Source organism: Streptomyces sp. NPDC014870 (assembly GCF_043081505.1).
Classification (GTDB): Bacteria; Actinomycetota; Actinomycetes; order Streptomycetales; family Streptomycetaceae; genus Streptomyces.
The window spans coordinates 83,411-106,983 of record NZ_JBIBWQ010000014.1 but is presented as its reverse complement, the minus strand read 5'-3'; the positions used below and the strand labels follow the sequence as shown (position 1 = coordinate 106,983).

Sequence of the window (23,573 nt, the reverse complement as noted above, 5' to 3'; positions counted from 1 at the left end):
GCTCCATTGCACCGCCGCACCGCGCTCTCCGTCTCCGCCGCGCTCCTCGCCGCGGCCCCGCTGCTCGCCGCGTGCGGCGGTGAGCCCCACCCCGGGGCGGCGGCCGTCGTCGGGGGCGAGCGGATCGAGGTGTCCAGCCTCCAGGCGCAGGTGCGGGACGTGCGGACCGCACAGGAGGCGTCCCCGCAGGCCGCGCAGCTCATCCAGGCCACCGGCGACCTCAGCCGCGAGAAGCTCAACGTGATGATCTTCGACCGGGTGGTCGACAAGGTCGCCGAGGACAACGGGATCACGGCGAGCCGCGGCGAGATCCAGCAGACGCGCGCCGAGTTCGCGAAGCAGAGCGGCGGCAAGGAGCAGCTCGCCGCGACGCTGCTCCAGCAGCAGGGCGTCGCCCCGGACCAGATCGACGGGGTCGTGCGCCGCACGGTCCTGATGAACAAGATCGCCGAGAAGCTGGGCATCGCGAACACGCCGGAGGGGCAGAAGAAGCTCCTCGGGATCTTCACGGCCGCGTCCGAGGAGCTCGACATCGACGTGAACCCGCGCTTCGGCGCGTGGGACGACACGAAGATCCAGCTGGGCGCCTTCACCGCGCCCTGGCTGCGGCAGATCAGCCAGGACCCGGCGGCCGCGGAGGCGGGCGCGTAGCGGGTGTCCCGGGCCTTTCCGGCGCCACGTAAGGTCGGAAGGGTGAACGCCGAATCACCCGCAGAGCCCTTGGAGCAGCCGGCCGACCCCGGTCGCGTCGTCCTGCTCACCGCCAGCCACCGTGTGGCCCCCGGACTGCTGTCCTGGCCCGCCTGGCAGGCGCTGCACGGCGCCGACCGGGTGCTGTGCGCCGACGAGCACCACCCGCAGCTTCCGTACCTCCGCGAGGCCGGTGTCGCCGTCGAGCACGCCCGCCCGGACGCGCGGGAGCTTGTCGACGCGTGCGCCGGGGGCCGGACCGTGCTGGTCCTGCCCGGCGGCGAGGGCGACCGGGCACTGACCGACGGGCTCGCCCGCCTCGCGGGGTCGGGCCGCGTCACCATGCCCGACCTGGAGCTGCTGCCCGGCTCCTACGACCTGCCGGGCGCCCGCCTCCTGGACCTGGTGCAGGTCATGGACCGGATCAGGCGCGAGTGCCCCTGGTCCTCGCGCCAGACGCACAAGGGGCTCGCCAAGTACGGCATCGAGGAGTCGTACGAACTCGTCGAGGCGATCGAGGACGGCGACCGGGACGAGCTGCGCGAGGAACTCGGCGACGTGCTCCTCCAGGTCGTCTTCCACGCGCGGATCGCGGAGGAGGACGAGGAGGCGCCGTTCTCCGTGGACGACGTCGCGGGCACGATCGTCGAGAAGCTGATCCACCGCCATCCGCACGTCTTCGGCGACGCGAAGGCCGAGACGCCGGAGGAGGTCAAGGAGCACTGGCTGCGGACGAAGGCCGTCGAGAAGCAGCGCGACTCGGTCACCGACGGCGTCCCCCTCGGCCAGCCGGGCCTCGCCCTCGCCGCGAAGCTCGCGGGCCGGGTCCGCACGGCCGGCCTGGACGTTCCCCTCCCCCAGGGCGAGGGCATCGGCTACGAACTCCTGACCCTGGCGGCCGAGGCGGAGGCGGAGGGCGTCGACCCGGAAGCCGCCCTCCGTGCGGCGGCCCGCGCCTACCGCGACGCGATCCTCGCGGCGGAGGACCAGTAGGTTCCGCCGCTCACGGCGTGTGGGGGGAACGGGCCGCCGGGTTGTGCCAGTGGGGTTCCGGGCGGGCCAGGAACCATTCCGCCGTGCCCAGGGGGCGGGCGTCCGCCGCCGGCGCCGGGAGGCGGTCGTGGTGGACCCGGGGGACGCCCAGGTCGTCAAGGGCGGGCAGGGTCTCCGCCAATAACTCTGGCGGGCCCGCCATATACACGTCGTGCGCCCGCCAGTTGCCGCACGCGTACAGCGCCCGCAGCAGCCGCTCCGTCGCCTGCTCCCGAGGACGTTCCGGTGCCGAGGCGATGTACGTGACGTTCAGGCCGGGTATCCGCTCCCGCAGCCGCTCGGCGTCCTCCTTCCCGTACAGGTACTCCTTCGCCCGGGCGACCAGGAAGAGCCGCGCCCCGACCCCCTCGGGGCCGGCCGCGACCTCCTCCAGGAGCGCCTTGACCGGCGCCCAGCCCGTCCCGGCGGCGATGTACGTGCGCGGGACGTCCGGCGCGGTCCGCGCGGTCAGCGCGCCGCCGGGCGCGCTCAGCCGGAGCGGCTCGCCCACCCCTACCGCCTCGACGAGCGCCGTGCTCATCGCCCCGCCCGGGATCCGGCTCACATGCAGGTCCACCGTCCCGTCCGGCCGCGCCGCGTTCGCCATGGAGTAGGTCCGCCACACCCGGGGCACCCGCAGCGAGCTGACCCCGACGTACTGCCCCGGCCGGTACGCGAAGGGCCTGCGCGGCTTCACCGTGAGCACCGCCAGGTCCTCGTCGAGCCGCTCGTGCCGGACGACGACGGCGTCCCACCAGGCCGGCTCGCCCTCCGCCTCGGCCTGCTCGGCGCCCCGCATCATCTGCTCGGCCACCTGCCCGTACGCCTCGCCCCAGGCCTTCTCCGCCTCGATGCTCCAGGCGGTTCCGGCGGCGTGCGCGAACGCGGCGGTCAGGCTGGATCCGACGGCGGCGTAGAGCGCGGGGGAGGCCAGGAACTTGCGGTGGTCGCGGCCCAGATGGGCGAGGTAGTCCGCGAGCCCGGGGTCCTCCAGACGGGTCACGACATGGGTGAGCGCGGCGAAGAGCCGGTCGCGCTGGGCCCGCAGGTCCTCGGGGAAGAGTTCGCGGACGCCCGGGTTGTGCCAGAACAGATGGGAGTAGAAGAAGGCGACGGCATGCTCGGCCCGTCTCTCGACGACGGCGAACGTGCTTCTGAGCAACTCGGCATCCACGCGGGAGAATCTAGGCCACGGCCCTTCACAGGACGATCACATCTCGTGGACCGGTCGCCCGGAGGGCCGGCGTGCCGCCGACCTTGTAACGTCGCAGGGTGAGCACGCCCCCCGCCGACAGCACCGCCGAGCACCCCGCCGACAAGCCCGCCGGGCACCCCGCCCCCGAGCTCTTCACCTGGGAATTCGCGACCGACCCGTACCCCGCCTACGCCTGGCTGCGCGAGCACGCGCCCGTGCACCGGGCCAAGCTGCCCAGCGGGGTCGAGGCCTGGCTGGTGACGCGGTACGCGGACGCCCGGCAAGCGCTTGCCGACCAGCGGCTCTCGAAGAACCCGGCACACCACGACGAGCCGGCGCACGCCAAGGGGAAGACGGGGATCCCGGGGGAGCGCAAGGCCGAGCTGATGACGCACCTGCTCAACATCGACCCGCCCGACCACACCCGGCTGCGGCGCCTGGTCTCCAAGGCGTTCACCCCGCGCCGGGTCGCCGAGTTCGCGCCCCGGGTGCAGGAGCTGACGGACCGGCTGATCGGCGGCTTCGCGGCCAGGGGCTCGGCCGACCTCATCCATGAATTCGCTTTCCCCCTGCCCATCTACGCCATCTGCGACCTGCTCGGGGTGCCCGAGGAGGACCAGGACGACTTCCGGGACTGGGCCGGGATGATGATCCGGCACGGCGGAGGGCCGCGCGGCGGGGTGGCGCGGTCGGTCAAGAAGATGCGCGGCTATCTCGCGGAGCTGATCCACCGCAAGCGGCTCGATCCCGGCGACGACCTGATCTCGGGGCTCATCAAGGCCTCCGACCACGGCGAGCACCTCACCGAGAACGAGGCCGCCGCCATGGCCTTCATCCTTCTGTTCGCCGGCTTCGAGACGACCGTAAATTTGGTCGGTAACGGCGTCTATGCCCTACTTGGTCACCCCGGTCAGCGCGAGCGCCTGCAGGCCTCGCTCGCCGCGGGCGAGCGGGGGCTCCTGGAGACCGGTGTCGAGGAGTTGCTGCGCTACGACGGGCCGGTGGAGCTGGCGACCTGGCGGTACGCCATGGAGCCGCTGACGATCGGCGGCCAGGAGATCCCGGCGGGCGACCCGGTCCTGGTCGTCCTCGCGGCCGCCGACCGCGACCCGGCGCGCTTCGACGCGCCCGACACGCTGGATCTGGCCCGGCGCGACAACCAGCACCTCGGCTACGGGCACGGCATCCACTACTGCATCGGCGCGCCGCTCGCCCGGCTCGAAGGACAGATCGCCCTCGCGACGTTGTTGACTCGCCTTCCGGACCTGCGACTTGGCGCCGATCCGGACGAACTGCGGTGGCGCGGAGGACTCATCATGCGCGGCTTGCGCACCCTTCCGGTGGAGTTTGCCCCAGTTGTGAAGTGACGCTCCGTCAAGACTGTGACTTTTACGTGATCTCCGCTGCATCGACTTGTGACTGACGTTCGAATGCCGCTACGTTCACCGTCACCTCAGCAGTCACACGGAAGGCAGCCCGCATGCGCTCCGGGAACGGTCGACACCGCAGACCCCGCCAGGCCCCCGCCATCGTCGTCGCCGCAGGCGTGACGGGATCGGCCCTCGCGCTGCCCCTCCTGGCGGCGGGCTCCGCCTCCGCCGCGGACGCGGCGACCTGGGACCGGGTCGCCGAGTGCTCCTCGGGTGGTCAGTGGAGCGCGCACTTCGGCAACGGGCTCTACGGCGGACTCCAGTTCTCCCAGGAGAGCTGGGAGCGCCACGGCGGTCTCGCATACGCGACGAGCGCCGACCTCGCCAGCCGCGCCCAGCAGATCGCGGTGGCCGAAAAGGCCCTTGCCGCGGGCGACACCCAGTGGGCCACCTGTGCGCCGATCGCCGGCCTGACCAACGACGGCGCCAAGCCGGACGTCGACCCCGGACCGGGCGTCAAGCCGTCCGAGCCCACGGGCCCGCTCCCCGAGTCCAACCGCACCTCCGGCCTCCCGTCGGACTCCGCGCAGTCCGCGGCCCCCTCGGACAAGTCCTCCACCCCCTCCTCCGAGGCCTCCACGCCGTCCACGGCCACTCCCGAGACCTCCGCCACGCCCGAGACGTCCCCCACGGCGCCCGAGACCTCCGGTACCCCGTCCGCGCCGGGCAACGGCAAGCACCGGGGCGACGCGGCACCGGAAGAGACGGGCAATACGGACAAGGATCGCGAAAAGGGCCGCCACGCCCTGCCTTCTGACACGCAGACGACGGACGGTTCCGTCGAGAGCGGTGCGAAACTGGACAGTACGGACAACACGCCTGCAGAGGACATCACCGACGCTATCGGCGAATACACCGTCAAGCCCGGCGACAACCTCACCGAGATCGCCCAGCGGAACGAACTCCCCGGCGGCTGGGGCGCCCTGTACGACGCCAACCGCACGGTCGTGGGCGCCGACCCGGACCTCATCATCCCTGGCCAGAGCCTCGATCTGACGCCGGACAAGGCTGCGGACAAGGCCGCGGACAAGGCTGCCGGGGCGGACGCGCCGCAGGGGTAGTTCGGGGCTGAATGTCCGGTTCTGTGCAAGTGAGACATGGGTCTCTTCGTCTCAACTGGCGTGTCTCGTCCACGAACTCCCCTTCCGTCACCTCTCACCTGCGTAAACGCCCTTTGTCCCGAGGCAAGTAGGGGGGATTTGTCCCCCATGGACGTCTTTGAACTTCCCCCGGGTCTGTGTCTACGGTCGTGACCGCTCGCCACCGCGGGCCCCGTCGACCGAAACGCCGAATCCTGCCGTCGGCCGATGGGAACAGTCGTCGCGTCAAGCGCCGTAGGCAGGAGCGGGGGACCCAAGGTAAGTGCCGTCCCCGGCCGTTGAGACAGACGGCCGAAGGACCGGCTTGGGGTGAAGCCGCGCGCAAGGTCGCGCGGCCGGGCAACTCACATGGCCCGAACCCGACAGCTCACCTCGCAGGCGTCGGTGAGGAGAAGTCCCATGCTGTTTTCCGCCAAGGGCAAACACCGTCGTCCCTCCAAGGCCACCCGCGCCGTCGCCCTCGCCGGTGTCGCCGGTGTCGCCGTCGCCGCCCCCCTGATGGGCGCCGGCACCGCCTCGGCCGCCACCGTCTCCGAGTGGGACAAGGTCGCCCAGTGCGAGTCCGGCGGCAACTGGTCCATCAACACCGGCAACGGCTACTACGGCGGCCTGCAGTTCTCCAACTCCACGTGGGCCGCCTTCGGTGGCACCGCGTACGCCGCGAGCGCCGACCAGGCCTCGAAGTCGCAGCAGATCGCCATCGCCGAGAAGGTCCTCGCCGGCCAGGGCAAGGGTGCCTGGCCGAGCTGTGGTGTCGGCCTCTCGTCCGCCACCCCCGGTGTCGTCGCGGAGAGCGCGCCGCAGCCGGAGCGTCAGGCCGAGCAGCCGACGACCCGCAGCGAGCAGCGGACCGCCCCGAAGGCCCCGGCCAAGAAGGCCGAGTCCAAGAAGACCGTCACCACCCCGACCGGCAAGAAGGTCAAGAAGGGTGACGGCGAGTACAAGGTCGTCGCCGGTGACACCCTGAGCACGATCGCCGCCGCCCACGACGTCAAGGGCGGCTGGGCCAAGCTCTTCGAGCTCAACAAGGACGTCGTCGAGGACGCCGACCTGATCTACCCGGGCCAGCAGCTCCACCTGAAGTGAGCCCGGCGGCTCGCGTGAGTCCGGCGGCTCGCGCGCGCCCCACGACCCTCCCGCGGTGACCACCCCGGTCCGCAGCGTCCTTCCCCCGTGCGCTGCGGGCCGGGGTTCCGCGCTGTCCGGGGCCGGGTCGCGGACGGTCCTCGGTGCGGCCCCTGGTACGGACCCCGCCCGGTTACCGCCGAGTAGATTCGGGGCCCTTTGGCCCGAGATGCATGCCCTTGGGTCCTTTTTCGTCCCAGGGGGCGGGCGCCCGGCTGGCTGGAGCCCTGGAGCCGGTTAGGCTCTTGTCGCAAGGCCAAAGCGACCCTGCACCGCAAGCGTCACATCTAGCGTCACATCCCAGAAGGAGATGCTCGTGCCGTCCATCGACGTCGTCGTAGCCCGGGAAATCCTGGACTCCCGAGGCAACCCCACGGTCGAGGTCGAGGTCGGCCTCGACGACGGCAGCACCGGCCGTGCTGCCGTTCCGTCCGGTGCCTCCACCGGTGCGTTCGAGGCCATTGAGCTCCGTGACGGAGACAAGAACCGCTACCAGGGCAAGGGCGTCGAGAAGGCCGTCCTCGCCGTGATCGAGCAGATCGGCCCGGAGCTCGTCGGCTACGACGCCACCGAGCAGCGCCTGATCGACCAGGCCATGTTCGACCTGGACGCCACCGACAACAAGGCCTCCCTCGGCGCCAACGCCATCCTCGGCGTCTCCCTCGCCGTCGCGCACGCCGCGTCCGAGGCCTCGGACCTCCCGCTCTTCCGCTACCTCGGCGGCCCGAACGCGCACCTGCTGCCCGTTCCGATGATGAACATCCTGAACGGCGGCTCGCACGCCGACTCCAACGTGGACATCCAGGAGTTCATGATCGCGCCGATCGGCGCGGAGTCCTTCTCCGAGGCCCTGCGCTGGGGCACCGAGGTCTACCACACCCTCAAGTCCGTCCTGAAGACCAAGGGCCTGTCCACCGGCCTCGGCGACGAGGGCGGCTTCGCCCCGAACCTGGACTCCAACCGCGAGGCGCTCGACCTCATCCTGGAGGCCATCAAGCAGGCCGGCTACGTCCCGGGCAAGGACATCGCGCTGGCGCTCGACGTCGCCGCGTCCGAGTTCTACAAGGACGGCTCGTACGCGTTCGAGGGCAAGTCCCGCTCGGCCGCCGAGATGACCGAGTACTACGAGGAGCTCGTCTCCGCGTACCCGCTCGTCTCCATCGAGGACCCGCTGTTCGAGGACGACTGGGCCGGCTGGAAGGTCCTCACGGACAAGCTGGGCACCAAGGTCCAGATCGTCGGCGACGACCTGTTCGTCACCAACCCGGAGCGCCTGGCCCGCGGCATCGAGGACGGCGCCGCCAACGCGCTGCTCGTCAAGGTCAACCAGATCGGTTCGCTGACCGAGACCCTCGACGCCGTCGAGCTGGCCCAGCGCAACGGCTTCAAGTGCATGATGTCGCACCGCTCCGGCGAGACCGAGGACGTCACCATCGCCGACCTCGCCGTCGCCACCAACTGCGGTCAGATCAAGACCGGCGCCCCGGCCCGCTCCGAGCGCGTCGCCAAGTACAACCAGCTCCTGCGCATCGAGGAGATCCTCGACGACGCGGCGGTCTACGCCGGCCGCAGCGCGTTCCCGCGCTTCAAGGGCTGATCCGTAGCCCCTGAGCACCCCGAGTCACCCTCGGTTACGTACGTCCCCGCACCCGGTCCCGTACCGTGTGCGGGGACGTCCGTTCTGAAGGGGAGGCGCGTACATGGCCCGGGACCGGTTCTCGACCGCGACCAGGATCCGGCTGCTCGGCGAGCAGACCGCAGCCCGCGTGTACCGCTCCCAGACCCGCCGCCAGGCCCGCCGCTCCCGGCTCACCGGCCGCGCGGCCTTCCTCGCCCTGGTCGTCTGCTCGCTCGTCGTCGCCCTCGCGTACCCGATGCGGCAGTACGTCTCCCAGCGCGGCGAGATCGCCGAGCAGGAGCGCCGGGCCGCCGAGGCCGCCGCGCGCGTGGAGGAGCTGCGGGACGAGAAGGCCCGGCTCCAGGACCCCGCGTACGTGCGCAGGCTCGCCCGTGAGCACCTGCACTACGTGATGCCCGGCGAGACCGGCTTCACCGTGAACGACCCCGAGGCCGAGCGCGACCGCCGCGCCGAGCAGGGCGAGGCCGACCGGCCTTGGTACTCCGACCTCTGGGACGGCGTCGACCGCGCCGACGCGGGCCGCTGACCCGGCGACGCGCGATGATGGACCACTGACCGCCCGACCGCACTCGCCCCGACGCACCGCCCGACGCAACCGCACCCGACGACGAGAAGACAAGACGCAGCATGGAAACGCCCCCTCCGCAGACCGCCCGCACCGAGCCGACCGAGGCGGACGTCGCCGCGTTCGAGGCCCAGCTCGGTCGCCCGCCCCGGGGGCTGCGCGCCATCGCGCACCGCTGCCCCTGCGGCAACCCGGACGTCGTCGAGACCGCGCCGCGGCTCCCGGACGGCACCCCGTTCCCCACCACGTACTACCTGACCTGCCCCCGGGCCGCCTCCGCGATCGGCACCCTGGAGGCCAACGGGGTCATGAAGGAGATGCAGGCCCGGCTCGCCACCGACCCGGAGCTGGCCGCCGCCTACCGGGCCGCGCACGAGGACTACATCGCCCGCCGTGACGCCATCGAGGTCCTGGAGGGCTTCCCGAGCGCCGGCGGCATGCCGGACCGGGTCAAGTGCCTGCACGTCCTCGTCGGCCACTCGCTGGTGGCGGGCCCCGGCGTGAACCCGTTCGGCGACGAGGCGCTCGCGATGCTGCCGGAGTGGTGGGCCAAGGGCCCCTGCGTCACTCCCTGCGCCGACAAGGAAGAGGACGCGACGTGACCCGGGTCGCGGGCATCGACTGCGGTACGAACTCCATCCGGCTGCTCGTCGCCGATCTCGACCCCGAGACCGGCGAGCTGGTCGAGCTGGACCGGCGGATGAAGGTCGTCCGCCTCGGCCAGGGCGTCGACCGGACCGGCCGGCTCGCCCCCGAAGCCCTTGAGCGGACCTTCGCCGCCTGCCGCGAGTACGCCGCCGTCATCAAGGAACTGGGCGCCGAGAAGCTGCGGTTCGTGGCCACCTCGGCCTCCCGGGACGCCGAGAACCGCGCGGAGTTCGTGAGCGGCGTCCTGGACATCCTGGGCGTCGAGCCCGAGGTGATCACGGGCGACCAGGAGGCCGAGCTCTCCTTCACCGGCGCCACCGGCGAACTGCACGGCACGGAGAAGTACCTCGTCGTCGACATCGGCGGCGGCTCCACCGAGTTCGTCGTCGGCAACAGCCACGTCGAGGCCGCCCGCTCCGTCGACATCGGCTGCGTCCGGCTCACCGAGCGCCATGTGCGCAGCGACCCGCCGGCCGCCGACGAGGTCGCCGCGATCCGCGCCGACATCCGGGCCGCCCTGGACCTCGCCGAGGAGACCGTGCCGATCCGCGAGGCCGGGACCCTGGTCGGGCTCGCGGGCTCGGTCACCACGGTGGCCGCCATCGCGCTCGGGCTGCCGGAGTACGAGTCGGAGAAGATCCACCACTCCCGCGTCCCGTACGAGAAGGTCGCCGAGATCGTCGAGCGGCTGCTCGCGTCCACCCACGACGAGCGCGCGGCGATCCCCGTGATGCACCCCGGGCGGGTCGACGTGATCATCGCCGGGGCGCTCGTCCTGCTGGAGATCATGGAGCGGACCGGGGCCCGCGAGGTCGTCGTCAGCGAGCACGACATCCTCGACGGAATCGCACTCTCGGTGGCATAACGGGCACGCCGCGCGGCCACCGGCGACACCGCGTCGGGAAAGTTCGTGAAGTTCTTCACAAGGAAAAGGGCCCTGGTGGGGGTCGGGGAGGGCCATCTGGGCCTCCAACACCCCTGCCGGGGCTCTTTCGTAGGCCGACGGCCCTGTTCGCTCGATGTTTCCATCGTGTGAACGCACCCCATGGTTCAGGGTTACCGGAGCCTCTCCGGGCCAGTTCAGTAGGGGTGAACAACGTTCACCCCTGCACTGTGGTTCCTTTGCACGACCATGACCTGGGTCACGTGGGCGGCGGAGTGTAGCAGAGGTGGTCCACAACCTTGTGAAGGGGCGCACGAGCGACCCCCCTGGGAGGGGTGGATACTCGGATGCATGAGCACCACGGAGCGTCCCAGGATCCTCGTAGTAGGCGGTGGGTACGTAGGCCTGTACGCAGCTCGACGCATCCTCAAGAAGATGCGTTACGGAGAGGCGACCGTCACGGTCGTCGACCCGCGCTCGTACATGACGTACCAGCCCTTCCTCCCCGAAGCCGCCGCAGGCAGCATCTCCCCCCGCCACGTCGTCGTCCCGCTGCGACGCGTCGTGCGCGGAGCCGAGGTGCTCACCGGCCGCGTGACCACCATCGACCAGGACCGCAAGGTCGCCACGATCGCGCCGCTCGTCGGCGAGGCGTACGACCTGCCGTTCGACTACCTGGTCGTCGCGATGGGCGCGGTCTCCCGCACCTTCCCGATCCCCGGCCTCGCCGAGCAGGGCATCGGCATGAAGGGCGTGGAGGAGGCCATCGGCCTCCGCAACCACGTTCTGGAGCAGCTCGACAAGGCCGACTCCACGACCAACGAGGAGGTCCGCCGCAAGGCGCTGACCTTCGTCTTCGTGGGCGGCGGCTTCGCCGGCGCGGAGACCATCGGCGAGGTCGAGGACATGGCCCGGGACGCGGCGAAGTACTACACCAACGTGAAGCGCGAGGACATGCGCTTCATCCTGGTCGACGCCGCCGACAAGATCCTCCCCGAGGTCGGCCCGGAGCTGGGCCGCTGGGGCAAGGAGCACCTGGAGAGCCGCGGAGTCGAGATCTACCTCTCGACGTCCATGGACTCCTGCGTCGACGGTCACGTCGTGCTGAAGAACGGCCTCGAGGTCGACTCCAACACGATCGTGTGGACCGCGGGCGTCAAGCCCAACCCGGCGCTCGCCCGCTTCGGCCTCCCGCTCGGCCCGCGCGGCCACGTGGACGCCCAGCCGACCCTCCAGGTCACCGGCACCGACTACATCTGGGCCGCCGGCGACAACGCCCAGGTCCCGGACCTCGCCGCGATCAAGGCCGGCGTCCCGGCCGAGCGCGCCTGGTGCCCGCCGAACGCCCAGCACGCGCTGCGTCAGGCGAAGGTCCTCGGCGACAACGTGGTGTCCGGCATGCGGGGCTTCCCGCAGAAGGACTACTCGCACGCCAACAAGGGTGCCGTGGCGGGTCTCGGCCTCCACAAGGGCGTCGCGATGATCGTCATGGGCAAGATGAAGATCAAGCTCAAGGGCCGGCTCGCCTGGTACATGCACCGTGGCTACCACGGCATGGCCGTGCCGACCTGGAACCGCAAGATCCGCGTCTTCGCCGACTGGACCCTCGCGATGTTCCTGAAGCGCGAGGTCGTCTCCCTCGGTGCGATGGAGACCCCGCGCGAGGAGTTCTACGAGGCGGCCAAGCCCGCCCCGGCTCCCGCCGCCGCGAGCCAGGAGAAGGCCAAGGCCTCCTAGCTCCACCGCTTCACCGCTGTTCCCGCAAGGGCCGTCCGCCATCCGTGGTGCGGACGGCCCTTCGGCGTGTCCGGACGCCGACGGGTCGCGCCGAGCGCCGCCCGGGTGTTTTGCCGAGTCGTTGCGCGCCTACGGGACGAAAAACGCCTACGGAGGGTGTTTACGTGGTGACGAGCATTTCTGGGGCACGACATCACGGAGGTGTGCACCATGGCCGACGCCGCTTTGCGGCTGACCACTCTCGCGGAGGACCTGCTGGGGGCCCCGCTCCCGGTGCGGCTGCGAGCCTGGGACGGCACCGAGGCCGGGCCCGCGGACGGCCCCGTCCTGATCGTCCGGCACCGCCGGGCCTTGCGCCGGCTGCTGTGGAAGCCCGGCGAACTCGGCCTGGCCCGGGCGTGGGTGGCCGGTGAGATCGACGTCGAGGGCGACCTCTACACCGTCCTCGACCGGCTCGCCGGGGTCTTCTGGGACCGCGGCGAGGCGACCAGGAGCGCCCTGGAGTCCGTACGCGACCCGAGGCTGCGCGCCGCGGCCGCCGCGTTCCTGAAGCTGGCCGGGCCGTACCCGCCGCCCGCGCCGCCCGCCGAGGAGGTCCGCAGGCGCTCCGGCTCCCGGCACAGCAAGCACCGCGACAAGCAGGCGATCAGTCACCACTACGACGTGGGCAACGACTTCTACGCGCTCGTCCTCGGGCCGTCGATGGTGTACTCCTGCGCGTACTGGACGGACGGCGGGAACCTGGAGGACGCCCAGCGCGACAAGCTGGACCTGATCGCCCGCAAGCTGCGCCTGAAGGAGGGCGACCGGCTCCTGGACGTCGGCTGCGGCTGGGGCTCCATGGCCATCCACGCGGCCCGCGCTTACGGCGCCCAGGTCGTCGGTGTCACCCTCTCCCGCGAGCAGGCCGCCTTCGCCCGCAAGCGGATCGCCGAGGAGGGCCTGACGGACCGGATCGAGATCCGCGTCCAGGACTACCGGGACGTCAAGGACGGCCCGTACGACGCGATTTCCTCGATCGGCATGGCCGAGCACGTGGGCGAGGTCCAGTACCGCGAGTACGCCGACATACTGCACTCCCTGCTCAAGCCCGGCGGCCGGCTGCTCAACCACCAGATCTCCCGCCGCCCCGAGCCGGACGAGGCCGCCTACGAGGTGGACGCGTTCATCGACGCGTACGTCTTCCCCGACGGCGAACTCGCCCCGATGGGCCGCACCCTGACGACCCTGGAGGACGCCGGCTTCGAGGTGCGGGACGTGGAGGCGATCCGCGAGCACTACGCCCTGACGCTGCGCCGCTGGGTGGCCAACCTGGAGGCCGACTGGGACCGGGCCGTACGGCTCACCTCGCCGGGCCGGGCGCGGATCTGGCGGCTCTACATGGCCGCCTCCGCGGTCTCCTTCGAGCGCAACCGGATCGGCGTCAACCAGTTCCTCGCGGTGAAGACCCCGGAGTCGGGGACCTCGGGCGTGGCGCTGCGGCCGCGGGTCTGGAACGAGAAGGCGTAGCGGCTTCCCCGTACGCCGAAGGGCCGGGCTCCCGCGGGGGGAGCCCGGCCCTTGGCCGTCGTATCGCTGCCGTACGGACCGGAGTTACTCGGTCTTGATCGCGGTCAGCATGTTCAGCCTGGCCGCGCTGCGGGCCGGCCACAGCGAGGCGAGGACACCGACGAGTCCGGCCAGGACCAGGAAGATCCCGATCCGGTCCCAGGGCAGGACCAGCGCGTAGCCCGGCAGGCTCTTGGCGAACGACTCGCCGATCGCCCAGCCGAGGAACGAGCCGAGGCCGATGCCGACCAGGGCGCCGAAGAGCGAGATGACCACGGCCTCCAGACGGACCATCCGCTTCACGCGGCGCCGGTCGAGACCGATCGCCCGCAGCATGCCGATCTCCTGCTGACGCTCGAAGACGGACATGGCCAGGGTGTTGACGACGCCCAGGATCGCGATGATCAGGGCCATCGCCAGCAGGCCGTACATGATGTTCAGGAGCAGGTTGATCTGGCCGCCGAACTCGTCACGGATGTCCTTCTGGTCCATGACCTTGATGGCCGGGTTGTCGCCCATGGCCTTGGCGAGCGCCTTGTCGTTGGCCGCCGAGGCACCGCCGTCCATCGAGACGAAGATCTGCGGGATGTACGTCTCCTGCTCGTGGGCCGTGATCGTCTTCGCGTCGATCATGACCGGCGAGAGGAACTCGCTGTCCTTGAAGATCGCGCCGACCGTCAGCTTGCCCTTCTGCTTGTCGCCGTACTCGACCGGCAGCGTGTCGCCGACCTTCCAGCCCTGCTTGGTCGCCGTCTTGTCGGCGACGGCGATCCTGCCCTCGCGGAGCGAGCCGAGCGAGCCCTGCACGGTCTCGACCTTGATGAGCTTCTCGATGTCGCCCGGGGTGACACCGGAGGCCGAGACGTCCTTGCCCTTGAGCGTGAACCAGCCGGCCATCTGCGGGGAGACCGCGGTGGCGCCCGGGGCCTTCTCGATCGCGGCCAGCGCCTCCTTGTTCATGCCGCCGCCGCTGGCCATGGTGACCATGTAGTCGGCGCGGATCTGGTCCGTCGTCATCTTGTCGAGGGCCGTGCCGACCGACGTGCCGAGCACGGTGAGGCCGGTCACCAGGGTCAGACCGATGGCGAGCGCGGAGCCGGTGGCGCCGGTGCGGCGCGGGTTGCGGACCGCGTTGAGACCGGCGAGCTTGCCGGAGACCCCGAAGAGACCGACGAAGAGCGGGCGGATCAGGGCGATCACCGGGCGGGAGAGCAGCGGGATCAGGACGATCACGCCGACGAGGGTGAGGAAGGCGCCGCCCGCGATGAGCAGCTGGCCCTCGTCGCCGCCCTTGCCGGCACCCATCACGATCAGGACCGCGCCGATCGCGGTGATCACGGCGCCGATGGAGTTGCGGACCACCAGCGACTTGGTGGTCGCCGCCGCGTGGACGCTGCTCATGGCGGCGACCGGCGGGATCTTCGCGGCGCGGCGGCCGGGCAGCCAGGCGGCCACGATGGTGATCTTGACGCCGACGGCGAGCGCGGCGATGAGCGGGGTGGCGGTGAGGACCAGCGGGCCGCCGGGCACCTTCAGGTCGAAGGCGTTCATGCCCGAGCGGAGCGCGACGGCGAGCCCGATGCCCAGGGCGTAGCCGACCGTCGAGGCGATGACGCCGACCAGGCCGGCCTCGATGAGGACGGACCGGGTGATCTGCCGACGGGAGGCGCCGACGGCGCGCATCAGGGCGAGTTCCCTGGTGCGCTGGGCGACCAGCATGGTGAAGGTGTTGGCGATCAGGAAGATGCCGACGAAGAGCGCGATGCCGGCGAAGCCGAGCAGGACCTTCTTCAGCGCGCCGAGGCCCTCCTCGATGTCCTTGGCCTGCTGGTCGGCGAGGGCCTGGCCGGTCTGGGCCGTGGCGGACTTCGGGACGACCTTCAGGACCTCGTCCAGGAGCTTGGCGGCGTCCGTGCCGGGCTTGGCGGTGATGGTGGCGTCGCGGTAGAAGCCCTGCTTCACGTACTGCTGCTGCGCGACGGAGTTGTCGAACACGACCAGGCTGCCGCCGGCCTGGACCGCGCCGTCCTCGGTCGTGAAGACGCCGGAGAGGGTGTACTCCTTCACCGGGCCGTTGGTGGCCACGCGGACGGTGTCGCCGACCTTGTAGCCGCCCTTGGCCGCGGTGTCCTTGTCCAGGGCGATCTGGTTGTCCTGGAGCGGGCCCGCGCCCTGGGTGAAGTCGAACGCCCGGTCCTTGCCGTCGGCGCCGGGGGCGAAGTTGGTGCCCTTGTTGGACCAGCCGACGCCGATCAGCTTGCCGTTCTTGTCCGGCACGCCGGCGAAGCCGTCGACGCGGCCGGTGACCGAGGCGACGCCGTCGAGCTTGCCGACCTTGTCGAGCACGGCCTGCGAGAGACCGGGCGTCTTGGCGGCCTCTTCGGGGCGCGGGTACATGGTCACGGCGACGGCGACGTCGTCGTAGCTCTTCGCGGACTGGTTGCGGAAGGCCTGGGAGAGGGTGTCGGTGAAGACCAGGGTGCCGGAGACGAAGGCCACGCCGAGCATGACGGCGAGCACGGTCATCAGCAGCCGGGCCTTGTGCGCGAGCACGTTGCGCAAGGCGGTACGGAACATGGGTGTGTGTCCTGGAGTGGGGCGCCCCCGGTGAGCGGGGACGCAGAACGTCTAAGGGCAGCGGAGGCGGGGCCGGGTGCGTGGGCCCCGGCGCGTCAGCTGGTGCGGCCCTTGGCGTCGAAGGCCTTCATCCGGTCGAGGACGCCGTCCGCCGTCGGGTTCAGCATCTCGTCGACGATCCGGCCGTCCGCGAGGAAGATGACGCGGTCCGCGTAGGAGGCGGCGACCGGGTCGTGGGTGACCATGACGACGGTCTGGCCGAGCTCGCGCACCGAGTTGCGCAGGAAGCCGAGGACCTCGGCGCCGGAGCGCGAGTCCAGGTTTCCGGTCGGCTCGTCACCGAAGATGATCTCGGGGCGGGAGGCGAGCGCGCGGGCCACGGCGACGCGCTGCTGCTGGCCGCCGGAGAGCTCGGTGGGGCGGTGGCCGAGCCGGCCGGAGAGGCCGATCATGTCGATGACCTTCTCCACCCACTGCTTGTCGGGCTTGCGGCCCGCGATGTCCATCGGCAGCGTGATGTTCTCCAGCGCGGTCAGCGTCGGGAGCAGGTTGAAGGCCTGGAAGATGAAGCCGATCTTGTCCCGGCGCAGCTGGGTCAGCTGCTTGTCCTTCAGGGTGGACAGCTCGGTGTCGCCGAGCCGCACCGACCCGGAGCTGAAGGAGTCCAGACCGGCCACGCAGTGCATCAGGGTCGACTTGCCGGAACCGGACGGGCCCATGATCGCGGTGAACTCGCCCTGCCGGAAGTCCACGGTGACACGGTCGAGGGCGACCACCTGGGTCTCGCCCTGTCCGTAGACCTTCGACAGATCCTGGGCGCGGGCGGCCACCGCGGTGGCGCGGGACACGGTGGGGGTGGTGGTCACGAGGCGGACTCCTGTCACTGCGGGTGTTCGGTGCTGTTCGGGAACCACTCCATCGTTTCGAACGTTGGGGCACGGGTCGTCCGCCCACATGCCCGTTCACGGGGGCGACTGGAGTCGGACCGGGCTGCCCGCCCCTCCTCCTGAGGTATGACGGGACCCCTGAGGGCGGGTGAGGCGGGGGTACCCCCGGGGGGATTGCCCGGTCGGGTGGCGCGGATGCGGCGAGTTTCCGTCATTCCCTCGGGCGGACCTTCGCGCTCGCGAGCCGCGTCACAGTTCGCCGGAACAGGCCCCACCTGCGCTGACGCACCCTCAGACGTCAATAAAATAAGACAACATCGGGCCAGCGTTCCGCTGAACGAGGGAAGCGTCCCGATAGGCTCATGTGCGAATGCGGAGCCGCGCCCCATGCCCGGATGGTGGAATGCAGACACGGCGAGCTTAAACCTCGCTGGCCTTCGGGCCGTGCCGGTTCGAGTCCGGTTCCGGGCACCATCACCCCCGTCGTCGGGCCGCCGGCTCCAGCGGCCTCGCTGACGATCTCGTAAAGATCCTCCCAGAGCACTAGAGAGTTTGCTTTGCTTCCGCATTACTCTTGACGCAAGGCCGCGCAGTGCGGCCATGGAGGAGTGAAATGAGGAGCAGCAACCCGGTCTTCTCGCGACGGGGGTTCAGCCGCGACAACGGCTACGCCGGTTTCAACGCGCAGCAGCCGCAGGCCGGGGGCCCCGCCGTCGGAACCAACCCGTACGCCGAAGGCGCGACCAACCCCTACGCGACGAACCCGTACGCGCAGGACACCCAGCTCGGGGCCCCGCAGCAGGCGCGCGGCAACGTGATGACGATCGACGACGTCGTGAGCCGTACGGCCATGACGCTCGGCACGGTCGTGGTCACCGCCGCCCTCGCGTGGTTCCTGCTTCCGGTCGACCCGGCGAACCTCGGCAAGTCCTACGGCATCGCCATCGGCGCCGCCCTCGTGGCGTTCGTCCTGGCCATGGTGCAGTCCTTCAAGCGCAAGGCCTCGCCGGCGCTGATCCTGGCCTACGCGGCGTTCGAGGGTGTCTTCCTCGGCGTCATCTCGGCCGCGGTCTCGACCTACATCTCGCCCGGTGTGGTCGTGCAGGCGGTGCTCGGCACGATGGCGGTCTTCGCCGGCGTGCTGATCGCGTACAAGATGCGCTGGATCCGTGTGACCCGCCGCTTCTACGGCTTCGTGATGGCGGCCGCGATCGGCTTCATCCTCCTGATGGCGGTCAACGCGCTCTTCTCGCTCTTCGACGGCGCCGGTGACGGCCTGGGCTTCCGCAGCGGTGGCCTCGGCATCCTCTTCGGTGTCATCGGCATCATCCTCGGTGCCTGCTTCCTCGCCCTGGACTTCAAGCAGGTCGAGGACGGCGTGACCTACGGCGCCCCGCGCGAGGAGGCCTGGCTGGCGGCCTTCGGCCTCACCATGACCCTGGTGTGGATCTACCTGGAGATGCTGCGTCTCCTGTCGATCCTGCAGGGCGGCGACGACTGACGCGCCACGCGTGTGTGACGAAGGGCCCGTCCGGCTTCCGCCGGGCGGGCCCTTCGCCGTCGGTCGGCAGGGCCCGTCGGCCGGACGGGCCCTGCCGTCAGTTCCCGAGGGCCGCGTCCAGGAGGACCCTGGCCGCGTCTCTCGCGTGGGCGGCCGGTTCGGGGGAGCCGTCGATGCCGGCGACGGCCATGGCGCCGTTGGCGAGCAGCGCCAGCTGGTCGGCCAGCTCCGACGGTGCGCCGAGGGCGTTCGTCTGCTCGGCGAAGTACTCCCGCAGGGCCTGCTTGTGGCCGCGGGCGATGGCGGCGACGTCCGGTGAGATGCCGCCCATCTCCCCGAAGGTGTTGATGAACGCGCAGCCCCGGAAGCCGGGGTCGGCGAACCACTCCCCGAGGTAGTCGAAGACCGCCAGGGCGCGCTCGTACGGGCTCGTGGCGTGCGCCGCCCCGTGGGCGGCGATGGCCTCCCGCACGGCCCCGTCGCGACGGTTGAGGACCGCCCAGACGAGATGGTCCTTGGACGGGTAGAGCTGGTAGAGGCGCTTGAGCGAGACGCCGGACGCGGTGCGGATGTCGTCCATGCCGACCGCCTGCACGCCGCGCTCGTCGAACAGCGTCTCCGCGGCTTCCAGGAGCTGTCGCTCGGCGGTCTCGGTGTCCATCGTCCGCTCACCCCCGGAGTGGGAGAACCATCGTTCTCCCACTGTACGCGCTCTCCGAGCTCCGGGTGTCAGAGCAGTCTGCGGGCGGCCCGGCGCAGGTCGTACTCGTGGATGATCGCCTTCGCGTGGCCGTACGCGAGGTCGTGGGCGCCCCGGAGCCAGCTCACCTTCTCCTCGAAGCGGACGAGGGAGGGGCCTTCCTCGACCGTGCGGAGCCAGTCGGAGACTTCACGACCGGTGCAGTGCGGGATGCGGGCGAGCAGCTTGCGATGGGTCTCTTCGGAGAATGCGTGGGACATGGGCGCCTCCGGACGCGTGGTGCCGTCGTGCTCCTTCCGGTCACCGTGCCTGAGCGTCGGCGCGTTGGCAACAGTGCCGGACCGGCGCGTAGGGTCGCGGAGTGCTTGATACGAGTGAACTGACCGCCGCCGTCGAGCGGTTCGCCGACCGGTTGCGGGCGGCCCCGCAGAGCCGCCTCCAGCGCGGCGCCGCCGCCGAAGGGCTCGCGCTGGCCAGGGAGTTGGCCCTGCGGGCGGAGCGGATCGAGGCGTCGGAGGGCGCGCAGGGCGGCGCTCCGGACGGGGCGTCCGCCGGGGGGCGCGTGATGCCGGACGCCGGCATGTTCGTCGTCGCCGACCAACTCCTGGTCGCCGGCACCGATCTGGCCGAAGCGTTGCGAACGGCCCCGGCCGGTCCCCGTGAGCGGGAACTGGGCGAGGCCGTGGGTCTGGTGCGGGAGGCCGCGGCGCGGTCCGGGGTGTAGGGCCGGAGCCCATGCCCGCCCCGCGCGCGTCAGTGCGAGGCGATCACGCGGTCGGCGAGGATGTACACGTTCTCCTCGTCCGCCTCGCCGAAGGAGAACGTCAGGGCGTACGCGCCCGAGACGCCCGAACCGCCGAGCAGCACCGGCGTGCGGCCGGACCGCAGCGCGTCGGCGAGGCGCTCCGCGGTCTCGCGGTGGCCGGGGGTCATGCAGAGCGTGGTGCCGTCGGCGAAGACGTACACGTCGAGCGTGCCGAGCGGGCCGGGGCGGACGTCGGTGAGCGCGGTACGCGTGTCGGCGAGCTCCTCGAGCCGGGAGACCGTGCGCTCGTGGTCGGTGACCACCGGCGTCTGGACCGGCACGAAGTCCGGGTGCGAGGGGTGGCGGCGGCGGGCCGCGGCCAGCTCGGGGGAGTCCTCCGCGTACTCGGTCAGCTCCGGGAACTCCTCCAGGACGCTGTCGACGCCGGCACCGACGCCGTCGAGCGCGGCGGCCTCGGCCTCCATCGCCTCCAGGCCCACGAAGTCGGCCTGGCGCGGGACGTAGAACGGGCCGCCGTCCTCGGCGGGACCGCCGAGCCCGCCGAGCAGGGAGGGCGCGTCGGCCGCGTCACGGGCCTCCTGGGCCGCCCAGAAGGCGCGCGCCTCGGCGAGCTCGCGCTCGCGCTCCTCGGCCAGCGCCTCGGCCACCGCGGCGCGTATCTCCGCGGCGGGCGTCTGGCGGGCGTGCGGGACGGACACCCCGTGCGCGGCGGCGAGTTCACCACGCAGGGCGACGACCTGCTTACGGAGACCGTGGGCAGCGTGCAGGGCAGCGGCACCCACGACCGTGGCGGCGGCCGTGGTCACCAGCAGGGCAAGAGACATGGCGCTCACTGACGTACTCCCGATTCCGAGTCGATCCCCCGACTTCCTACAACAGCCTGCCGTGAGACCGCGCCCCCTGTCAGTGCATTACGTCACGAAATGGACAGGTATTTGGGCCAGGTGTTTAGTCCCGTGACTGCTGTGACCTGCGGTTATGGCTCTCCCCCGGGACGTAGGTCACATCCTGGGGGAGATTCGGTCACGGCTGGGACGCGACGGGGTTAGGAGAGGGGCCTCAGGAGAGGCGCTCCCCGGCTCAGCTCAGGCGCTCGATCACCATCGCCATGCCCTGGCCGCCGCCCACGCACATGGTCTCCAGGCCGAACTGCTTGTCGTGGAACTGGAGGCTGTTGATGAGCGTGCCGGTGATGCGGGCGCCCGTCATGCCGAAGGGGTGACCGACGGCGATGGCGCCGCCGTTGACGTTCACCTTGTCCAGGTCCAGGCCGAGGTCCTGGTAGGAGGGGATCACCTGGGCCGCGAAGGCCTCGTTGATCTCGGCCAGGTCGATGTCGCCGACCGTCAGGCCGGCGCGCTTGAGGGCCTGCCGGGAGGCCTCGACCGGGCCGAGGCCCATGATCTCGGGGGAGAGGCCCGAGACGCCGGTGGAGACGATGCGGGCGAGCGGGGTCAGGCCCAGCTCGGCGGCCTTGGTGTCGGACATGATCACGAGCGCGGCGGCGCCGTCGTTGAGCGGGCAGCAGTTGCCCGCGGTGACCAGGCCGTCGGGGCGGAAGACCGGCTTGAGGCCCTCGACGCCCTCCAGGGTGACGCCCGCGCGCGGACCGTCGTCCTTGCTGACGACGGTGCCGTCCGGGGTCGTGACCGGGGTGATCTCGCGCTCCCAGAAGCCGTTCTTGATGGCCTGCTCGGCGAGGTTCTGGGACCGTACGCCGAACTCGTCCATCTCCCGGCGGCTGATGCCCTTCCAGCGGGCCAGGTTCTCGGCGGTCTGGCCCATGGCGATGTACGCGTCGGGGACGAGGCCGTCCTCGCGCGGGTCGTGCCAGGCGGAGCCCTCGGACGCGGCGACGGCGGCGGTACGGGCCTCGGCGTCGGCGAAGAGCGGGTTGTGGGTGTCCGGCCAGGAGTCGGAGTTGCCCTTGGCGAAGCTGGAGACCATCTCGACACCGGCCGAGATGAAGACGTCGCCCTCACCGGCCTTGATGGCGTGCAGCGCCATCCGGGAGGTCTGCAGGGACGAGGAGCAGTAACGGGTGATCGTGCAGCCGGGGAGGTGGTCCATCCCCATCTGGACGGCGACGATCCGGCCCAGGTTGTTGCCCTGCTCGCCGCCGGGGAGGCCGCAGCCCAGCATCAGGTCGTCGATGTCGCGCGGGTCCAGCTCGGGGACCTTGGCGAGCGCCGCCTGGATGATGGTCGCGGTGAGGTCGTCGGGCCGCAGGTCCTTCAGGGAGCCCTTGAAGGCCCGGCCGATCGGGGAGCGGGCGGTCGAGACGATGACGGCTTCGGGCATCACGGCTCCAGGAGGATGCGGAGAGGGCGGACAGAACGGGAAGTTACCTGTACGTACGCGACGGGTCACCGCCTTGACGGTGTGATGCGGACCTCTTTTCTAAGCGAGCGCTCAGTCGGGCCTCCCGTGGTGTCGTCCGCGCCCCCTCAGGGGCAGTGTGCCTCCTCGGGGCGGTGAGCCTCCTCGTGGCTTCTCAGGGCCGGTGGGCCTCCTCCGTGGACGGGGCGGGCTCCGGGGCCGCGGTCTCCGGCAGGCGCCGCCTGCGGCGGTGCTTGAGCAGCGCCCACGGCGCCCGCGCGCCCGTGACCTCGGTGCCCGCCTCCCGCGCCGCCTCCGCGGCGGCCTTCGCGACCGGCAGCATGTCCTCGTGGCGGTCCGGCTCGAGACGGTCCGTCTCGGGCCACACGCCGAGCACCGCGCAGACCGTCGGCAGGACCGCCATCGCCGCCGTCGCGTACCCCTCGGCCGACGGGTGGTAGTTGTCCGCGCCGAACATCTCGCGGGGGTTCGCCGCGAACTCGGGGCCCAGCAGGTCCCCCAGCGACACCGTCCGCCCGCCCTGCTCCACCACCACGATCGTCTGCGCCGCCGCCAGCTGCCGCGAGGCCCGCCGCGCCATCCAGCGCAGCGGCTGGTACACCGGCTCGATCGTCCCCAGGTCCGGGCAGGTCCCCACCACCACCTCCGCCCCGGCCGTCCGCAGCCGCCGCACCGCCGCAGCGAGCATCCGCACCGACTGCGTGGCCGGCATCCGGTGCGTCACGTCATTGGCGCCGATCATGATCACGCACACGTCCGGCGGCCCGGTGGGCGAGGCGAGCAGCAGCGACACCTGGCGCTCCAGGTCGTCCGAGCGCGCCCCCGGCAGCGCCACGTTCCGCAGCACCACCGGCCGCTCCGCGACCGCCGCGAGCCCCGAGGCGAGCAGGGCCCCCGGGGTCTGCCCCGCCCGGCGCACCCCCTGGCCCGCCGCCGTGGAATCACCCAGAAGGGCCAGCCGCAGCGGCCCGGGGCCCGGTTCCGGGCCCGCGAAGGAGCGTCCGTACAGCCCGTCCGCCCCGGGCGGCAGCGGGGCGACCCCGCCGCCCACGTTCCGCTTCGCCAGCTGCACCTCGGCCAGGACGACGCCCACCGCCGCCACGCCGAGCAGCCCGATGGACCCGCCTCCGTAGGCCGCGCCCGCCGCGATCCGCCGTGCCACCCTCGCCCTCGACATGGGGGCAGTCACCTCCTTCAAGCCGTTCAGGAT

Annotated in this window: 21 protein-coding genes, 1 tRNA gene and 1 riboswitch; of the genes, 14 read left to right on the top strand and 8 right to left on the bottom strand. The window is 71.4% G+C overall.

Annotation, left to right across the window (positions count from 1 at the left end):
- Window positions 1-6 precede the first annotated feature (6 nt).
- A complete protein-coding gene (locus tag ACF09C_RS34065) occupies window positions 7-651 on the top strand; it encodes a SurA N-terminal domain-containing protein (protein WP_392097124.1) in 645 nt (214 codons plus the stop codon).
- Window positions 652-693: 42 nt separating this feature from the next.
- Window positions 694-1,683 (top strand): nucleoside triphosphate pyrophosphohydrolase, encoded by a 990-nt coding sequence (locus ACF09C_RS34060; RefSeq protein WP_392097122.1) that lies wholly within the window; start codon window positions 694-696, stop codon window positions 1,681-1,683.
- A gap of 10 nt (window positions 1,684-1,693) precedes the next feature.
- On the opposite strand, the gene ACF09C_RS34055 is transcribed toward ACF09C_RS34060, so the two are convergent.
- Window positions 1,694-2,896, bottom strand: a complete 1,203-nt coding sequence (locus ACF09C_RS34055) for a globin domain-containing protein (RefSeq protein WP_392097120.1) — start codon at window positions 2,894-2,896, stop codon at window positions 1,694-1,696.
- Window positions 2,897-2,994: 98 nt separating this feature from the next.
- Between ACF09C_RS34055 and ACF09C_RS34050 the strand changes: the two genes are divergently transcribed.
- From ACF09C_RS34050 to ACF09C_RS34010, 9 genes are all read left to right on the top strand, one after another.
- On the top strand, window positions 2,995-4,284 hold the full coding sequence (locus ACF09C_RS34050) for a cytochrome P450 (RefSeq protein ID WP_392097119.1): 1,290 nt from the start codon (window positions 2,995-2,997) through the stop codon (window positions 4,282-4,284).
- A 113-nt stretch (window positions 4,285-4,397) separates the two neighbouring features.
- Window positions 4,398-5,408, top strand: coding sequence for a transglycosylase family protein (locus ACF09C_RS34045; protein WP_392097117.1), 1,011 nt, complete (start codon window positions 4,398-4,400; stop codon window positions 5,406-5,408).
- A gap of 259 nt (window positions 5,409-5,667) precedes the next feature.
- A riboswitch (cyclic di-AMP (ydaO/yuaA leader) is annotated at window positions 5,668-5,843 on the top strand.
- 3 nt (window positions 5,844-5,846) lie between these two features.
- Window positions 5,847-6,533, top strand: coding sequence for a transglycosylase family protein (locus ACF09C_RS34040; RefSeq protein WP_392097115.1), 687 nt, complete (start codon window positions 5,847-5,849; stop codon window positions 6,531-6,533).
- Between the two features lie 349 nt (window positions 6,534-6,882).
- On the top strand, window positions 6,883-8,169 hold the full coding sequence (gene eno / locus ACF09C_RS34035) for a phosphopyruvate hydratase (RefSeq protein WP_392097113.1): 1,287 nt from the start codon (window positions 6,883-6,885) through the stop codon (window positions 8,167-8,169).
- A 103-nt stretch (window positions 8,170-8,272) separates the two neighbouring features.
- Window positions 8,273-8,737 (top strand): septum formation initiator family protein, encoded by a 465-nt coding sequence (locus ACF09C_RS34030; RefSeq protein ID WP_392097111.1) that lies wholly within the window; start codon window positions 8,273-8,275, stop codon window positions 8,735-8,737.
- 101 nt (window positions 8,738-8,838) lie between these two features.
- Window positions 8,839-9,378 carry a DUF501 domain-containing protein gene (locus tag ACF09C_RS34025; RefSeq protein ID WP_392097110.1) on the top strand — a complete coding sequence of 180 codons (540 nt, stop codon included), beginning with the start codon at window positions 8,839-8,841 and terminating at the stop codon, window positions 9,376-9,378.
- The gene (locus ACF09C_RS34020) at window positions 9,375-10,289 is read left to right on the top strand and encodes an exopolyphosphatase (protein WP_392097108.1); all 915 of its coding nucleotides are present in this window, start codon (window positions 9,375-9,377) and stop codon (window positions 10,287-10,289) included. The genes ACF09C_RS34025 and ACF09C_RS34020 overlap by 4 nt, the downstream gene beginning before the upstream one ends.
- 369 nt (window positions 10,290-10,658) lie before the next feature.
- Window positions 10,659-12,044, top strand: coding sequence for an NAD(P)/FAD-dependent oxidoreductase (locus ACF09C_RS34015; protein WP_362417072.1), 1,386 nt, complete (start codon window positions 10,659-10,661; stop codon window positions 12,042-12,044).
- A gap of 210 nt (window positions 12,045-12,254) precedes the next feature.
- On the top strand, window positions 12,255-13,553 hold the full coding sequence (locus ACF09C_RS34010) for a class I SAM-dependent methyltransferase (RefSeq protein ID WP_392097106.1): 1,299 nt from the start codon (window positions 12,255-12,257) through the stop codon (window positions 13,551-13,553).
- 84 nt (window positions 13,554-13,637) lie between these two features.
- Here the strand turns inward: ACF09C_RS34010 and ACF09C_RS34005 are convergent, their stop codons facing one another.
- Both ACF09C_RS34005 and ACF09C_RS34000 read right to left on the bottom strand, forming a co-directional pair.
- The gene (locus ACF09C_RS34005) at window positions 13,638-16,169 is read right to left on the bottom strand and encodes an ABC transporter permease (RefSeq protein WP_392097104.1); all 2,532 of its coding nucleotides are present in this window, start codon (window positions 16,167-16,169) and stop codon (window positions 13,638-13,640) included.
- 95 nt (window positions 16,170-16,264) lie between these two features.
- The gene (locus ACF09C_RS34000; protein WP_392097102.1) at window positions 16,265-17,035 is read right to left on the bottom strand and encodes an ABC transporter ATP-binding protein; all 771 of its coding nucleotides are present in this window, start codon (window positions 17,033-17,035) and stop codon (window positions 16,265-16,267) included.
- A gap of 410 nt (window positions 17,036-17,445) precedes the next feature.
- On the opposite strand from ACF09C_RS34000, the gene ACF09C_RS33995 reads away from it, so the two are divergent.
- Both ACF09C_RS33995 and ACF09C_RS33990 read left to right on the top strand, forming a co-directional pair.
- Window positions 17,446-17,530: transfer RNA gene (locus ACF09C_RS33995), tRNA-Leu, on the top strand.
- Between the two features lie 139 nt (window positions 17,531-17,669).
- Window positions 17,670-18,557 (top strand): Bax inhibitor-1/YccA family protein, encoded by an 888-nt coding sequence (locus tag ACF09C_RS33990; protein ID WP_362417059.1) that lies wholly within the window; start codon window positions 17,670-17,672, stop codon window positions 18,555-18,557.
- Between the two features lie 97 nt (window positions 18,558-18,654).
- Here the strand turns inward: ACF09C_RS33990 and ACF09C_RS33985 are convergent, their stop codons facing one another.
- Together ACF09C_RS33985 and ACF09C_RS33980 are read right to left on the bottom strand one after the other, a co-directional pair.
- Window positions 18,655-19,218: a TetR/AcrR family transcriptional regulator gene (locus tag ACF09C_RS33985; RefSeq protein WP_392097101.1), complete on the bottom strand. Its 564-nt coding sequence runs from the start codon at window positions 19,216-19,218 to the stop codon at window positions 18,655-18,657.
- A gap of 68 nt (window positions 19,219-19,286) precedes the next feature.
- Window positions 19,287-19,517, bottom strand: coding sequence for a DUF4287 domain-containing protein (locus ACF09C_RS33980; RefSeq protein ID WP_362417053.1), 231 nt, complete (start codon window positions 19,515-19,517; stop codon window positions 19,287-19,289).
- A gap of 101 nt (window positions 19,518-19,618) precedes the next feature.
- On the opposite strand from ACF09C_RS33980, the gene ACF09C_RS33975 reads away from it, so the two are divergent.
- Window positions 19,619-19,981, top strand: a complete 363-nt coding sequence (locus tag ACF09C_RS33975; RefSeq protein ID WP_392097099.1) for a hypothetical protein — start codon at window positions 19,619-19,621, stop codon at window positions 19,979-19,981.
- A gap of 29 nt (window positions 19,982-20,010) precedes the next feature.
- Here the strand turns inward: ACF09C_RS33975 and ACF09C_RS33970 are convergent, their stop codons facing one another.
- The 3 genes from ACF09C_RS33970 to ACF09C_RS33960 form a co-directional block, all read right to left on the bottom strand.
- Window positions 20,011-20,847, bottom strand: a complete 837-nt coding sequence (locus ACF09C_RS33970) for a hypothetical protein (protein ID WP_392097345.1) — start codon at window positions 20,845-20,847, stop codon at window positions 20,011-20,013.
- A gap of 256 nt (window positions 20,848-21,103) precedes the next feature.
- Window positions 21,104-22,324 carry an acetyl-CoA C-acetyltransferase gene (locus ACF09C_RS33965; protein WP_392097098.1) on the bottom strand — a complete coding sequence of 407 codons (1,221 nt, stop codon included), beginning with the start codon at window positions 22,322-22,324 and terminating at the stop codon, window positions 21,104-21,106.
- 193 nt (window positions 22,325-22,517) lie between these two features.
- Window positions 22,518-23,525, bottom strand: coding sequence for an SGNH/GDSL hydrolase family protein (locus ACF09C_RS33960; RefSeq protein ID WP_392097343.1), 1,008 nt, complete (start codon window positions 23,523-23,525; stop codon window positions 22,518-22,520).
- Window positions 23,526-23,573: the final 48 nt, after the last annotated feature.

Bases quoted from the DNA above. Each gene is read 5' to 3' on its own strand.
- ACF09C_RS34045 (WP_392097117.1), top strand. From the start codon at position 4,398: ATGCGCTCCGGGAACGGTCGACACCGCAGACCCCGCCAGGCCCCCGCC.
- ACF09C_RS34040 (WP_392097115.1), top strand. From the start codon at position 5,847: ATGCTGTTTTCCGCCAAGGGCAAACACCGTCGTCCCTCCAAGGCCACC.
- eno (WP_392097113.1), top strand. From the start codon at position 6,883: ATGCTCGTGCCGTCCATCGACGTCGTCGTAGCCCGGGAAATCCTGGAC.
- ACF09C_RS34030 (WP_392097111.1), top strand. From the start codon at position 8,273: ATGGCCCGGGACCGGTTCTCGACCGCGACCAGGATCCGGCTGCTCGGC.
- ACF09C_RS34025 (WP_392097110.1), top strand. From the start codon at position 8,839: ATGGAAACGCCCCCTCCGCAGACCGCCCGCACCGAGCCGACCGAGGCG.
- ACF09C_RS34015 (WP_362417072.1), top strand. From the start codon at position 10,659: ATGAGCACCACGGAGCGTCCCAGGATCCTCGTAGTAGGCGGTGGGTAC.
- ACF09C_RS34010 (WP_392097106.1), top strand. From the start codon at position 12,255: ATGGCCGACGCCGCTTTGCGGCTGACCACTCTCGCGGAGGACCTGCTG.
- ACF09C_RS34005 (WP_392097104.1), bottom strand. From the start codon at position 16,169: ATGTTCCGTACCGCCTTGCGCAACGTGCTCGCGCACAAGGCCCGGCTG.
- ACF09C_RS33990 (WP_362417059.1), top strand. From the start codon at position 17,670: ATGAGGAGCAGCAACCCGGTCTTCTCGCGACGGGGGTTCAGCCGCGAC.
- ACF09C_RS33985 (WP_392097101.1), bottom strand. From the start codon at position 19,218: ATGGACACCGAGACCGCCGAGCGACAGCTCCTGGAAGCCGCGGAGACG.
- ACF09C_RS33980 (WP_362417053.1), bottom strand. From the start codon at position 19,517: ATGTCCCACGCATTCTCCGAAGAGACCCATCGCAAGCTGCTCGCCCGC.
- ACF09C_RS33970 (WP_392097345.1), bottom strand. From the start codon at position 20,847: ATGTCTCTTGCCCTGCTGGTGACCACGGCCGCCGCCACGGTCGTGGGT.
- ACF09C_RS33965 (WP_392097098.1), bottom strand. From the start codon at position 22,324: ATGCCCGAAGCCGTCATCGTCTCGACCGCCCGCTCCCCGATCGGCCGG.